Origin of the sequence: Clostridium sp. OM05-9, from assembly GCF_003481465.1 — a bacterium.
Classification (GTDB): Bacteria; Bacillota; Clostridia; order Lachnospirales; family Lachnospiraceae; genus Coprococcus; species Coprococcus ammoniilyticus.
Genome location: NZ_QULF01000001.1, coordinates 130,208 through 143,458, shown reverse-complemented (window position 1 = coordinate 143,458; position 13,251 = coordinate 130,208). Strand labels below are relative to the sequence as shown.

The window sequence follows — 13,251 nt, the reverse complement described above, 5'->3', positions numbered from 1 at the left end:
ATTTTTCATTGGCAGTCATAATTATCCTTTTATATCAGATTGCTCTGCCTTTTATTTTCGATAGGATGGAGCAAGTGCGTATGCCGGAACATACTCCTCTGCTGCCACACTGTTCATGGCAAATGCCCGTACCAGAAACGTACCGATGGTTTTTGATGCATTCCGAATATAGCGTGCATCCGTTTCATTATCTCCGGCCTCCGTCATATACAGTGCATGGTTTTTCTTCAGATACTCGACCGCTTCCTCCACAGAATGAACCATTTCACCGATCCGACTCGTTTCTTCCTGTTCTACATGTCCATGTCCAAATAAAAACTTCTGAAATCCACTTTCATATGCAACATGTTCAGAAAAACCGCCTTCAAAAATGGAGTTGTGCGCATATGTGAAGAAATCCTCCACATAATGAAGTACATATCCGAGTTTCAGGAAAGAATATCTGCTGTTCTTCCCCTTTTCTTCCAGCTTCTGTATCCGGTTGACTGTATTATCAAATGAACTTTTCCAGGTATGCTTCTTAATATAGGTATGAACCAATATATCCGGCAGAATACTGCCTAACAATAACCACTTCCTTTTGTTCTGTGGAACCTGTTCTATGATTTCTCTGGTTACAAATAAATGACTTCTTTTTTTCATATCAGTCTCCTTCCCGCTTTTAATTCGGCACAACTTTTTCCGTTGTTCCTATCTATATTTTACCGCAGGAAGTATGAAATACAAGCCATTTCACAGAATTTTCTTGAAATTAGAAAAATTTTCTAACAATTTTTACACGGGGCAATTCTGCCCTCCTGCCTGTTTCTCCTGCCGCCTCCCACGCCCCCCTGCTGTAAGTACTTGCTGCGTTTTCTGTTCGCTTCACATGCCTTATTCGTAAATACTCCTGTGCGAACTCGCCTTCGGCTCAGACACGCACCCGTATTTACTGGCAATGTGCAGCTCACGACGAAATACTCGCAATGTACTTACAGCAGGGGGGGCGTGGGAGGCAGCAGGGGAGACAGGTAACAAATATTCAGGAAATGGCAGAGCAGAATAAGTGCTATCGTACGGCACTCTGGACCGGCTGTCATTTGCAAATGACCTTAATGAGCATTCCGCCTTGCCGCGATATCGGTGCAAAACTTCATCCGTGTTGAAAAAGGAAATGCTATGGTCATGACAGGAAACTGCCCACACAATCTGAACTGTGAGCAGCGTATGTGTAAAGGTGATGCCGTATTCGTTCCTGCCAGAACATGGCACAACATCAAGAACACAGGCAAATGTCCGCTCAGGCTGTCTACCATTTACGCCCCACCACATCATCCGTTCGGAACTGTGGAATACACAAAAGAGGATGCTTAAGGAAGCCTTCACTTAGAGATTATAAGAAAACCCGCTTTTGAATGTCTTCAAGCAAAACTCAAAAGTATAATGGTTCCACTAGAGTATCGATTTACTCTAGTGGAAATTTTATATATATATATTTCAAGTGATTTTTTACTAATTTTTGTACTTCAAATTTCAATTTGTCGCAAAACTGAGCATAATCAGCAAACTCATTTTGTAATTCAATAGATGGAACAATTATATTAACACCCTTAACAAGATCTGTATTAAGATTTTCCACAGTTGTACCATTTGCTAAAGCATTAAACTGAGACTGCACTTGATTTGCTCTCAACTCATAATAAAAGAATAATGTGTTTAATGATTCTTGATAATCAGATATTATCAACCAACCATCATGAACGCATCCTTCAATACCTAGAATATATGGTCTACCAAATGACATGGAATTTGAAAGAATAAAATCCCCTGGTGTAACATACCTTGATTTTTTGGCTCCTTCCTTAGTGATTTTTTCAGCCGTATGTGTGACATATATATCATCAATTGATATATCACCAATTTTTATCCAATTTACTCCATTTACATCTTCAGTCAAATAATCTGATATTGGTCTTGGAGAAGCCCCTCTACAAATATTAGCTACCTCAGCTATAGATTTTGAAGGATATCTTTTCTCATCCCCGAACATTTCGACAAATTTATAGTTTAGTCATATAGTCCACATATACTATACTTCTCCAATCACATTATCAAGGTATACATCCAGTTCATCAAGCATATAGCCTTTTCTTCCAGCCATTCTGTCTTCATCAACAGCAAGCAGTTCCTCTCTTAATTTCAACATCTTTTCCCAACGATTGTAGATTTCAATATCCATAACAACAAAATCTCCCAAATAATTCAGGCTTAGAAAGATACAGTCAATAACATCTTGAACTGTTCTTCGCCATATACAGCATGTGGAACATCCTTTGGCATAATGAGTGTCTCACCCTCTGTTAAGATGAATATCTCACCGCCTACGGTAAAACGTCCTGTACCATCAAGGACAGTTACCATTGCATCTCCGCCGGATGCATGTGTAGAGATTTCCTCGCCTTTGTCAAATGAGAAAACAGTCACGCTTACATAGTCATTCTGAACGAGTGTCTTGCTAACTACCTGTCCCTCCTGATATTCTACCTGATCCTTTAATAATAATTTTGTCTTTTTTTCAATATTCTTGTACATATTTCTTTGTCCTTTCGCTTTCAAAATTATTTTTTATTTCTTTTCCATTATCAATCCACTGTCTTATATATGCATTAATCTGTCTGTATTCATTATACCTTATTGTATGTGTTTCATACAGTTTTCTTTTTATCCGATTGTCTTTCATTAATACATATCATTATAAAAGTCTTCCATACCTTCCGGCATCTCGGTTTCATAAAAGCCCCGTCCATTTCTGGTGCCCATTCGAATTGTCATGCCGAGATCCTCATAGACACTGGTGCACTCATAGTCAATCGGTTCTGTCGTTCTGACAAGCTTCTCCAGCTCTTCTGCAGCCGCCATATATTCGTCACCATCAAAGCCACCGATTGCCGGTCCTGACGCCCCATAATATAAAGTCAGATAGATCACCTTACCATCCTTATCTTCTGCCGCGATCGTATAGTCCAGTAACTCCTCATTATTCTCGGTTGTCTCCTTATCGCCAAATAATGTAACGATCTGACCAATAAACAGACCATGATATTCTGCAAGTGCTTCGTCCTCATATACATTTAACAACAAATAACTGCCTGCCAGGTCCACATCATCATTTACTCTATAAAATGTATAATTCTCGCACGAATATCTCGCTTCCTCTGTCCCATCTGTCTTTTCTGTTGTGCTGTCTTTTTTCTGTGTATTCATATGATCTGAACTTCCCTCCATTTCTTTTTCTGATGCCGCTTCTGTCTTCTCCGCTGTCGCATCTACTTCTATTGTCCGGTAATTCTCAGTTGTTCCATCCATACTGTATTCGGATGTAGCTACCCATTCTCCATAATCTGTCGTGATACCTTCATCGGCACACCCTGTCATCATAAGCACTCCAACTGCCCCTAATAATAAAATCGTCTTTTTCATATCCGGTGTCTCCCCATATATTCTGTAACTTTTCCATCCTTATTGTACATGTTTTTTGCAACTTTTCCAACTTTTTGCTGTACAACAAAAGGACGGCCGTTTTCACGACCGTCCTCTTATGTCTGTCAATTTTATTTATAATCATTCTCCAGCCCGTCTGCATCAAAGTAATTGATCTTCATAGCAGAACGTACATCATGAAGAGTTGCTGCTGCTTTCTTCTGTGCAGCCTCGCTTCCTGCCTTTAAGATGTCAAGGACATCCGGAATACGGCTCTCCCACATCTTACGACGTTCACGGATCGGTGTAAGCTCTGACTGTAATACATTGTTCAGGAACTTTTTCACCTTAACATCACCAAGACCACCACGGCTATAATGCTCCTTCAGTTCATCCAGATTCTTATAATCCGGCAGGAACTGTTCAAAATGCTCCGGACGACAGAACGCATCCAGATATGTAAATACGGAATTTCCCTCGATCTGTCCCGGATCCTCCACACGGATATGATTTGGATCTGTATACATGGACATAACCTTCTTCTTTACTTCATCTGCTTCATCGGAAAGATAGATGCAGTTGCCAAGAGATTTGCTCATCTTTGCTTTTCCATCGATACCCGGAAGTCTGAGACATGCTTTGTTAGACGGTAATACAATCTCAGGATCTGTCAGGGTTTCGCCATATACGGAATTGAATTTGTGAACGATCTCCTTGCACTGTTCCAGCATAGGAAGCTGATCTTCACCAACCGGCACTTCTGTTGCACGGAAAGCCGTGATATCTGCTGCCTGACTGATCGGATAGCAGAAGAATCCAACCGGAATACTTGCTTCAAAATTACGCATCTTGATCTCGGATTTTACAGTAGGATTTCTCTGTACACGAGATACTGTAACGAGATTCATATAATAGAAAGATAATTCTGTCAGTTCCGGAACCATGGACTGAATGAAGATCGTTGATTTCTCAGGATCGATCCCACATGCCAGATAATCAAGTGCAACCTGGATAATGTTCTGTCTCACCTTCTCCGGATGCTCGGCATTATCTGTAAGTGCCTGTGCATCTGCGATCATTATATATATCTCGTCATAGTTTCCTGAATTCTGAAGCTTTACACGCTCAGAAAGGGAACCAACATAATGTCCAACGTGAAGTCGTCCTGTAGGGCGGTCACCGGTTAAAATAATTCTACTCATCTTAAAAAGTCTCCTTCATTTCTTCGTTCGATAATCCTGCCCCCAATTATACCGCGAGATACTGTTACCGTCAAGGAAACCCTACTGCTCACTGATGATCTTTCTGCCACTGAAATAGGTGATCAGGAAATATCCGCCATAGATCACAACCAGAACAACAACGGTCATAAGCATGGCTGCTCCCATGTCATCGGTTCCCATCAGTGAAAGAATCTGTCTGCTGAATTTCAATCCAAATATCGAATGAATGACTGCAAGTGCAAGCGGGAACAGGAAGAACAGACCCATCTGTGCAAATAACGCATGATTGATCATCTTCTGATCCACCCCTAGTTTTCGAAGCATCTTATATCGTTCCACATTATCGGTGCTTTCTGACAATTCCTTTAATGCGAGGATAGCTGCGCCGGAGATCAGGAAGATCATTCCAATATATAAGCCGATAAAGGATGCGATCGCACCCAGTCCAATACTGGCAGCTTTTACCTTTTCTTTTGTATTCAGACTCAGCCTGACATCCGGGTCATCATCCAGATTGATATGTTCATTTCTCGCCATGATCTTATCCGTATCGGTCGTATTATAGATTGCAAGCAAGCTTTCAGAGATCGGAGTTACTCCGGCAAGCACCCCATCCGGCACAATAATGATACCGATATTAATGGCCTGTGTAGAAATCTGAATATCACCGGCTTGACATTTGCTCATTCCCGGCTTCAGTTCATAACCATTTACCTGAATCAGCATACCGGCCTGCAATGACATATCTCTGTATGTCACCATCTGCTTATAATTCGCCACGATTCCATATTCATCATCTTTGATCGACACAGTTTCAAAACCACACAGCTTTGCCACACGATTATAATCGGACACTGTCATGACATTTTCCATGATATCCATCATGCCATACATCGGCTGGTCACCAAGGAACGCATCCTTTGCCTGTTCACTGAATGTATCCCCGTATGTGCAATCCGGCAGTGAATATATATACACATCTTCATAGGCTGAAAACATAGACGGCAAATCAATTCCATGTTCCTTATATATATCGCAAATATCGCGTTTATCCCACGTCGGATCATAGTAAGCATCCTCATCCGCACCCTTACCGGCTGCAACATCATAATCAGAACTTCTTACCTGTCTGGTAATATTTACATCAACGGTAGCATACCTTCTTAACCCCTCATTCAAACCATTTCGGATCGTAAGCGCCGAAGTCAGCACGCAGATCGTAACAAATAACATAATACAAATGATCGAGATTGACAGTACATTTGTATTTACACGACTGCTCATCTGACGGATGACAAATGAATTCAGTCCTTTATAATAAACACGCTTCACGGAAGAAACTAACCGGAACAACATACCGGAAATCGACCAGAAAAACAAAAATGTGCAGACACATCCAAGTCCGATACAGAAATAGATATCTTTCATATAGAGATCTGTTGTATTTGAATTAATATAGTAATATGCATATCCAAGTCCTGCTACGGAAAGAAGAAATACAAATACCGATATCCACGGATTTTTCATCTTAACAGTCTCTGATTTTCTTCCCCTCTGGAACAGGTCGATCAATTTGCAGCGTCCGATCGCGATCGTATTAAACAGGATCACAACCACATAGATGATAGCAAAATAGAAACAGGTCTTTACAAATGCAGAACTTGAAAATACAAAATTATAAGAAGACATATCCGCTTCAAACATATTTGCAACTAACAGACTGGTAAGCTGGGAAATCCCGATACCGGAAAGAAGCCCAACGCCAAGTGAAACCAGACCGATGATCAGTGTCTCGATAAACAGCATCTTTGACACCTTCCATTTGCCCATTCCAAGCAGCAGATACAATCCAAATTCTTTGTTACGCCGTTTCATCAGGAATCGGCTGGCATATATGATCAGGAAACCAAGCACAAATGCAATGAATACGCTGACACCGGAAATGATATTTGCCATCAGCTCTACAATTTCTCTGGTATCTTTGGAGATCCTCATCATCGCCGTCTGTGTCTCGATCGCATTAAAAATATAGAAGATTGCTACGCCAAGAACCAATGTAAAGAAATAGATTGCATAGTCCTTCAGGCTTTTCTTCATATTACTAAGGGATAACTTAAAGAGCGTCATTTAAGTCACCTCCAAGCAAAGTTACGACATCTATGATCTTGTTGAAGAATTCTTTTCGGCTGTCTGCTCCACGGCGAAGCTCATGGAATATTTTACCGTCCTTGATGAACAGGATGCGACCGGCATAACTTGCGGTAAAGGAATCATGTGTTACCATCAGGATCGTAGCTGACAGTTCTTCATTCAGATGTTTCAGACTTTCAAGCAACAGCTTTGCGGATTTGGAATCCAGTGCTCCGGTCGGTTCATCGGCAAGGATCAGCTTCGGGTTCGTAATGATCGCTCTCGCAGATGCCACTCTCTGTTTCTGTCCCCCGGACATCTGATATGGATATTTATTCAGAACTTCTTCGATTGCAAGGTCCTTTGCGATCTTCTTTATCTTTTCGTCAATCTTCTTCGCAGGCGTGTTCTGTATCGATAACGCCAGTGCAATGTTCTCATATGCTGTCAGTGTATCTAACAGGTTGAAATCCTGAAAGATAAATCCCAGTTCTTCCCGGCGGAAGCGGTTCAACTGGTTGCCGCGAAGCTTTGTGATATCATCTCTTCCTACATAGATATGACCGCTGCTGACACGGTCTATGGTGGAAATGCAGTTAAGCAGTGTCGTCTTTCCACTTCCGGATGCTCCCATGATCGCAACGTACTCACCTTTTTCTACACTAAATGAAATGTTATCAATGGCTTTTGTAATGTTGGATTTGTTGCCGTAATACTTTTCGATATTCTCAATCTTTAAAATTGTTTCCACTTTTATCTCTCCTTGCTATTCGGTGTGTGACTAAATCGTTCAGGTAACACTTACATGTTTTTTGTGACCATTGCTCCGACGACATGGCACAGGATAGCAGAACACTCAGTCGGCTGCTCTATGGATTTTAGGTATTGCTCACTGTCAGAACAACAGCCCCATAAAAACATCCACGAAATACTAAAACGATTTACCCACACACCATTTTCTATTAATAACTGAGTTAAGAGCTGTTGATCCTGTCAACACCTCATCTCCTGTTTACAAGTGTGAGTATATCGTTTTCAAGGGAGAGTGTCGTTTTTCTTATGTTACAGAAGGTTACAGTTTTGTAAGGTTAAGACATTGGGCATTCTTTATCTGTCTGTCAGATAAGGGGCACATGGTAAAGTATAGTTTTATTCATCCACCAGATAATAGTCGTTTCCGCCAAAGGTTACAGCGACGTCTGTTCCGATATTTTCTTTGGAAGTGATCGTAAGATGATGTCCTAGCTGGTCGCACAGACCTTTTACGATATATAAGCCCATACCTGTTGACTTGGCAAAACGACGTCCGTTCTCACCGGTGAACGATTTTTCGCAAATGCGAGGAAGGTCTGCTTCGGAAATTCCGATTCCATTATCTCTGATATGGAGTGTGATATCGTCACCTGCTTTTGTCGTCCAGATCTGGATCTGCCGATCCTCATCCGGCTTCATATATTTGATGCTGTTGCTCATGATCTGGTTTATCATGAATTCCAGCCATTTGGCATCTGTCGTAACGCTGACATCAACGTCATGCACATCCAGGCAAATGTCACTCTCCAGCAACATATCTTTATTCTTCAACGCCACTTTATTCACAACCGACTTGATTCGTACTGAATCAAACCGATAATCTTTGCTCGCATGCTCTGCCCGGACATAATACAGCACCTGATCGGCATATGCATCCAGACGGTTCACCTGATCTTCGTATTTCTTCGGTATCCTATCCTGATTATTGTGGCACATCAGTACCAGACTTGCGATCGGTAGTTTGATCTCATGCACCCATATCTCGATAAAATCCTTGAAATCATCCACACTCTGCCGGTACTCCCTCACATGCTCTGTCATGGATTTATTGATCTCATATAACGCTTCATAGACCAGCTTTCCCTCATAGAAACCCGGCTCCTCTAACGTATCCATGACCAGATATTTCTGATCCAACTGCTCCATATGTGCATAAAGGGAATTATAGAAATGTCTGCGTTTTATATAGTCTGTTAATATGACAGTTACCAGAAGCAAAACTGTCAGCACAAGAAAGATCACCGTCAGCTCCCCTGGTGTCCGCATCGCACGAAAAGCAATTAACATGATCGCTATAAATAACAGATATCCGATCAGAATACCCGCTTTATCTTTTATATATTCCCAAATTCTCATATCAGACGATACCCCTGTTTCTTTCTTGTCTCGATCGCATCCGGCAGTCCAAGCTCCGCAAGCTTTGTCCGAAGCCTGCTGATATTAACCGTAAGTGCATTATCATTTACATATTCTTCATTATCCCAGAGATCTGTCATGATCTCATCTCTGGATACGATCTTGTCCTTACTGCTTAACAGCCGTTGGAAAATGATCATCTCATTCTTCGTCAGAACCTGTTCTTTCTCACCAAGCCGGATTGTCCCTTTGCTGAAATTCACCTCTGCTCCACGATAGGATGCTGCATTCTGGCTTCCCTCCATCCGTTTCAGCACTGCTGCGATCCGCAGCAACAGGATCGTCGGATTATACGGCTTCGTGATAAAATCATCTGCCCCATAGCTCATCGACAGAACCTCGTCCATCTCTGATGTACGACTAGTCACCATGATAACCGGGATATCCGATTCCTTCCGAATCTCCTTTAACAGATTTCTGCCATTTATGCCCGGAATATTAATATCCATCAAAATCAGATCTGCCCTCGCTGCCAGAATCTTCTCTTTTGAATGTTCAAAATCAGTCAGATAGGATGCTGCATAGCCTTCGTTCTCCAAAATCTCAACAAGCTCCATGCATATGCTCTTATCATCTTCCACAATAAAAATCTTTTTCATAACGCTCTCTACCGGCTCCTTTTATCGCCTATATTTACCCAACAGGCAGCCACACTACCCAGCTGCCTGTCGGCATCATTATAGCATACCCCCAAAATTTTTCACCATATTTGTTTCAGGGTATTTTATTACAAGATGCTAGCCCGTTGGTCTTTTTTGCAAGGAATAATTACTATTAACAATCCAAACTATAAAAAGCCATTAGAGCAATAAGAGAAAAATTCATGTATTTTTTATTCAGCTTGCGCACTGATTTGTCAGCAGTCGCCCTAACTCACCCTAAAGGGTTCAGACAAGGGCTTGGTGCTGACAGTTAGCGCAAGCTTCATTACAAAAATACTATGAACATTTTTCTTCTTATTTGCCTAATTCCTTTTTCTTGTTTGTATTGTTATTATAGTTTTCTGTTTCTCGCAAGAAAGACCAACGGACCAGCATCTCACAACCACGAAATTGAAGTGAATATCGCAAATACATTCCTTAAAGTCTGTGCTCTAAAGTATATACCAACTAACACCGTAAAGCTTTGCCTATGTCTATTATTACTAACTGCAGCTCTTCCTTACAGGAAGTAGAAATGTAGCACAACAATTTATGATACAAAAAAGCCATTAGGCAGCTAAGAAGGAAACATCACATATTCTATTCAGCTCACATGGCTGAAATGCAACTAGCGGCCCGTAATAAAAAAGCCCTGAAACAGATATGGTGAAAAACATTCATGTAGTATTCGTGATAAAGTTTGTGCTAACTGTCAGCACCAAGCCCTTGTCTGAACCCGTCAGGGTGAGTTAGGGCGACTGCTGACAAATCAGTGCACGAACTTTATAGAATACGAAATGAGTTTTTCACCATATCTATCTCAGGGTATTTTATTACGGGATGCGAGCGGCTTACTCTTCGTAAGGAAGAACTGCTCCATCGTAAGTTTCTTTGATGTAGTTCTTTACATCGTCAGACTTTAATACGTCTACGAGTGCCTTGATTGCTTCGTTGTTTTCGTTGCCTTCCTTAACAGCAATAACGTTTACATAGGTCTTAGCTGCTTCTGAATCATTCTGCTCATATGCAAGAGCATCTTTTCCTACTGAGAAGCCTGCTGCAAGTGCATAGTTACCATTTAAAACGACATACGCTGTCTCGTTTACAACTCTGGCAACCTGTGCTGCCTCAAGTTCAACGATTTCTACATTGTGTGGGTTTTCTTCGATATCATTAACAGTTGCATTGATACCTGCGCCATCCCTTAACTTGATGATTCCGTTGTCCTGTAATAACAGAAGGGCTCTTGCTTCATTTGTTGTATCATTCGGAACTGCGATAGAATCACCGTCAGCGATCTCGTCTAAGCTTTTCTTTGTACCCGGATAGATACCGAATGGCTCATAGTGGATCTTGCCTGCAACTACAAGGTGTGTACCTTTTTCTTCATTGAAGCTCTCAAGATATGGAACATGCTGGAAGTAGTTTGCATCGAACTCGCCGCTTTCTACAACTTCATTTGGCTTTACATAATCATCAAATACTGTAACCTGAAGATCATATCCTTTTTCCTTTAATGCTGTCTTTGCATATTCAAGAATCTCAGCATGTGGTGTTGCAGATGCTGCAATCGTAATTGTCTTTGAATTTGTTTTGCTGTCTTTATCTTCTTTCTTGCCGCAGCCTGAAAGGGCTCCTGCTACTAATACGCCTGTTAATGTAAGTGCTAATAATTTCTTAAATGTCTTTTTCATGGAAGATTCCTCTCTTTCTTTATTTTTCCTTTTTTATTTTCATTTTTATATATCGGATGCCCGGTGTGCACTTTCCTGACATCTGTTTGTAAACCGCCAATAACGTTCCGGTACTGATCCGGCTGTCATGGTCAGGGTTTATCTGATTATGATTTTCTCCGGTCTAATCGGTTTGCGATCAGCATTCCGACTGACTGGAAGATCTGAACGATCACGATCAGTAAGATAACTGTCACGATCATGATATCTGTCTGGTATCTGTAATATCCATAGCGGACTGCGATATCACCAAGTCCACCACCTCCGACTGCACCTGCCATCGCAGAATAACCAAGGATGGTTCCGATCGCGATCGTTGCTCCGGTGATCAGCGATGTTCTTGCTTCTACAAGGAGCACACGAAGGATGATCCGCATCGTTCCAGCACCCATCGCGCGGGCAGCCTCAACAACTCCGTTGTCAACTTCCTTCAAGGATGACTCTACCATTCTTGCGATAAACGGAATAGCTGCTACCGTAAGCGGTACGATCGTTGCTGTCGATCCGTAACTCTTACCAAGAAGAAATCTGGTAAATGGGATCAATAAGATCAACAGGATCAGGAATGGTACGCTTCGAACGATATTTGCGATAAAATCAAGAATCTTATACAAAACCGGATGCGGTTTCAGTCCGTCTTTATCGCTGATACAGAGGAGCACGCCCATCGGAAGTCCGAATACATATCCAAACAATGTAGAAACAACTGTCATATAAAGTGTCTCTAAGATACCATTTAAGATCATTTCTCTAATTTGCTCTGTCCACATGTTCCTCACCTCCATCCACATTGTTACTTAATTCTTCAAGCTCCAGTCCCCGTTCTTTCAGGTACTGTTCCATCGCTGCAACATTTGTCGAACCCTTCGGAAGCTCAAGTATCATTTCACCCTTTGCCACTCCTCCGACATTCTTTGTCGCTGCTTTTAAGATATTGACCGGCTCCTTAAATGTCAGGATCATATTTGCAATTACCGGTTCAAATGCTGAATTCTCCGTGTATACGATTCGAATTCTGGTTCCATTCTTTATGCGGTCAGTCGTCTTTAATGACTTCGGCTCTGTAGCATTTCCTTCGTCCTTCTGTAACAGCTCTCTGGCTACTTCGGACTTTGGATGATTAAAGATATCAATCGTTCTGCCATACTCAACGACCTGACCATCCTTCATGATCGCTACCTGATTACAGATCTCACGGACAACTGCCATCTGGTGAGTGATCACAACGATCGTAATTCCAAATCTCTGGTTGATATCCTTTAACAGTTCCAGAATCGACGATGTTGTCTGTGGATCAAGTGCACTGGTTGCCTCATCACAAAGCAGGATCTGTGGATCGGATGCAAGTGCTCTTGCGATCGCAACTCTCTGCTTCTGTCCACCGGACAACTGTGAAGGATATGCTTTTGCACGATCCCGCAAACCAACGATCTCTAACAGCTCATATGCCTTTTTTCTCGCCTCTGCCTTTGATTTTCCCTGAATGAACAGTGGAAAACATACATTATCAAGAACCGATTTCTGCATCAGCAGATTAAAATGCTGGAAGATCATACCGATATGTTCTCTCTGTTTACGAAGCTCTTTATCTGACAGACCACCAAGCTCCTTATCCTGTACCACGACCGTTCCCAATGTCGGTACTTCTATATGATTGATACATCGTACCAGGGTACTTTTTCCTGCACCGGACATTCCGATGATTCCATAAATGTCGCCAGCTTCAATATTCAGTGATACATCCTTTAAAGCATCGATCGTTCCGTCTTTGGTCTGAAACGTCTTCGACACATGCTCGATCTGAATAATTGCCATATTGTTCTCCCCTTTCAAGTT

Annotated in this window: 14 protein-coding genes; 1 reads left to right on the top strand and 13 read right to left on the bottom strand. The window is 41.7% G+C overall.

The features are described 5' to 3' along the window. Positions 1-51 precede the first annotated feature (51 nt). Positions 52-642, bottom strand: coding sequence for a zinc dependent phospholipase C family protein (locus DXB77_RS00645; protein WP_117808262.1), 591 nt, complete (start codon positions 640-642; stop codon positions 52-54). Positions 643-1,122: 480 nt separating this feature from the next. Here DXB77_RS00645 and DXB77_RS13105 point away from each other — a divergent pair, with 480 nt between their 5' ends. Continuing rightward, complete coding sequence (locus DXB77_RS13105; protein WP_279220233.1) at positions 1,123-1,353, top strand: cupin domain-containing protein; 231 nt, start codon at positions 1,123-1,125, stop codon at positions 1,351-1,353. A 91-nt stretch (positions 1,354-1,444) separates the two neighbouring features. Here the strand turns inward: DXB77_RS13105 and DXB77_RS00635 are convergent, their stop codons facing one another. The 12 genes from DXB77_RS00635 to DXB77_RS00580 all read right to left on the bottom strand — a co-directional run bounded on the left by DXB77_RS00635 (position 1,445) and on the right by DXB77_RS00580 (position 13,230). Next, complete coding sequence (locus DXB77_RS00635) at positions 1,445-2,029, bottom strand: restriction endonuclease subunit S (protein WP_118615276.1); 585 nt, start codon at positions 2,027-2,029, stop codon at positions 1,445-1,447. 39 nt (positions 2,030-2,068) lie between these two features. Beyond that, the gene (locus DXB77_RS00630; RefSeq protein ID WP_330584394.1) at positions 2,069-2,218 is read right to left on the bottom strand and encodes a hypothetical protein; all 150 of its coding nucleotides are present in this window, start codon (positions 2,216-2,218) and stop codon (positions 2,069-2,071) included. A 29-nt stretch (positions 2,219-2,247) separates the two neighbouring features. After that, positions 2,248-2,571 carry a cupin domain-containing protein gene (locus DXB77_RS00625; RefSeq protein WP_117808258.1) on the bottom strand — a complete coding sequence of 108 codons (324 nt, stop codon included), beginning with the start codon at positions 2,569-2,571 and terminating at the stop codon, positions 2,248-2,250. 147 nt (positions 2,572-2,718) lie between these two features. Then, positions 2,719-3,459 (bottom strand): hypothetical protein, encoded by a 741-nt coding sequence (locus DXB77_RS00620; RefSeq protein ID WP_117808257.1) that lies wholly within the window; start codon positions 3,457-3,459, stop codon positions 2,719-2,721. Positions 3,460-3,590: 131 nt separating this feature from the next. Next, a complete protein-coding gene (gene trpS / locus DXB77_RS00615) occupies positions 3,591-4,661 on the bottom strand; it encodes a tryptophan--tRNA ligase (protein ID WP_021943426.1) in 1,071 nt (356 codons plus the stop codon). 81 nt (positions 4,662-4,742) lie between these two features. Then, a complete protein-coding gene (locus DXB77_RS00610; RefSeq protein WP_117808256.1) occupies positions 4,743-6,809 on the bottom strand; it encodes an ABC transporter permease in 2,067 nt (688 codons plus the stop codon). Next, complete coding sequence (locus DXB77_RS00605) at positions 6,796-7,563, bottom strand: ABC transporter ATP-binding protein (protein ID WP_117822243.1); 768 nt, start codon at positions 7,561-7,563, stop codon at positions 6,796-6,798. Before DXB77_RS00605 ends, DXB77_RS00610 begins: the two co-directional genes overlap by 14 nt. 398 nt (positions 7,564-7,961) lie before the next feature. Further along, on the bottom strand, positions 7,962-8,981 hold the full coding sequence (locus DXB77_RS00600; protein WP_118483265.1) for a sensor histidine kinase: 1,020 nt from the start codon (positions 8,979-8,981) through the stop codon (positions 7,962-7,964). Then, positions 8,978-9,640, bottom strand: coding sequence for a response regulator transcription factor (locus tag DXB77_RS00595; RefSeq protein WP_117808253.1), 663 nt, complete (start codon positions 9,638-9,640; stop codon positions 8,978-8,980). Before DXB77_RS00595 ends, DXB77_RS00600 begins: the two co-directional genes overlap by 4 nt. 893 nt (positions 9,641-10,533) lie before the next feature. Continuing rightward, the gene (locus tag DXB77_RS00590) at positions 10,534-11,376 is read right to left on the bottom strand and encodes a MetQ/NlpA family ABC transporter substrate-binding protein (RefSeq protein WP_117822244.1); all 843 of its coding nucleotides are present in this window, start codon (positions 11,374-11,376) and stop codon (positions 10,534-10,536) included. A gap of 146 nt (positions 11,377-11,522) precedes the next feature. After that, entirely contained in the window at positions 11,523-12,185 is a 663-nt protein-coding gene (locus DXB77_RS00585; RefSeq protein WP_008402135.1) for a methionine ABC transporter permease, read from the bottom strand. Beyond that, complete coding sequence (locus DXB77_RS00580; protein ID WP_117808251.1) at positions 12,166-13,230, bottom strand: ATP-binding cassette domain-containing protein; 1,065 nt, start codon at positions 13,228-13,230, stop codon at positions 12,166-12,168. Before DXB77_RS00580 ends, DXB77_RS00585 begins: the two co-directional genes overlap by 20 nt. Between the last annotated feature and the right edge of the window lie 21 nt (positions 13,231-13,251).

Excerpts from the sequence above, each read along its gene's own strand:
- DXB77_RS00645 (WP_117808262.1), bottom strand. The coding sequence starts at position 642 with ATGAAAAAAAGAAGTCATTTATTTGTAACCAGAGAAATCATAGAACAG.
- trpS (WP_021943426.1), bottom strand. The coding sequence starts at position 4,661 with ATGAGTAGAATTATTTTAACCGGTGACCGCCCTACAGGACGACTTCAC.
- DXB77_RS00635 (WP_118615276.1), bottom strand. The coding sequence starts at position 2,029 with ATGTTCGGGGATGAGAAAAGATATCCTTCAAAATCTATAGCTGAGGTA.
- DXB77_RS00580 (WP_117808251.1), bottom strand. The coding sequence starts at position 13,230 with ATGGCAATTATTCAGATCGAGCATGTGTCGAAGACGTTTCAGACCAAA.
- DXB77_RS00600 (WP_118483265.1), bottom strand. The coding sequence starts at position 8,981 with ATGAGAATTTGGGAATATATAAAAGATAAAGCGGGTATTCTGATCGGA.
- DXB77_RS00585 (WP_008402135.1), bottom strand. The coding sequence starts at position 12,185 with ATGTGGACAGAGCAAATTAGAGAAATGATCTTAAATGGTATCTTAGAG.
- DXB77_RS00620 (WP_117808257.1), bottom strand. The coding sequence starts at position 3,459 with ATGAAAAAGACGATTTTATTATTAGGGGCAGTTGGAGTGCTTATGATG.
- DXB77_RS00590 (WP_117822244.1), bottom strand. The coding sequence starts at position 11,376 with ATGAAAAAGACATTTAAGAAATTATTAGCACTTACATTAACAGGCGTA.
- DXB77_RS00610 (WP_117808256.1), bottom strand. The coding sequence starts at position 6,809 with ATGACGCTCTTTAAGTTATCCCTTAGTAATATGAAGAAAAGCCTGAAG.
- DXB77_RS00625 (WP_117808258.1), bottom strand. The coding sequence starts at position 2,571 with ATGTACAAGAATATTGAAAAAAAGACAAAATTATTATTAAAGGATCAG.
- DXB77_RS00595 (WP_117808253.1), bottom strand. The coding sequence starts at position 9,640 with ATGAAAAAGATTTTTATTGTGGAAGATGATAAGAGCATATGCATGGAG.
- DXB77_RS00630 (WP_330584394.1), bottom strand. The coding sequence starts at position 2,218 with ATGGATATTGAAATCTACAATCGTTGGGAAAAGATGTTGAAATTAAGA.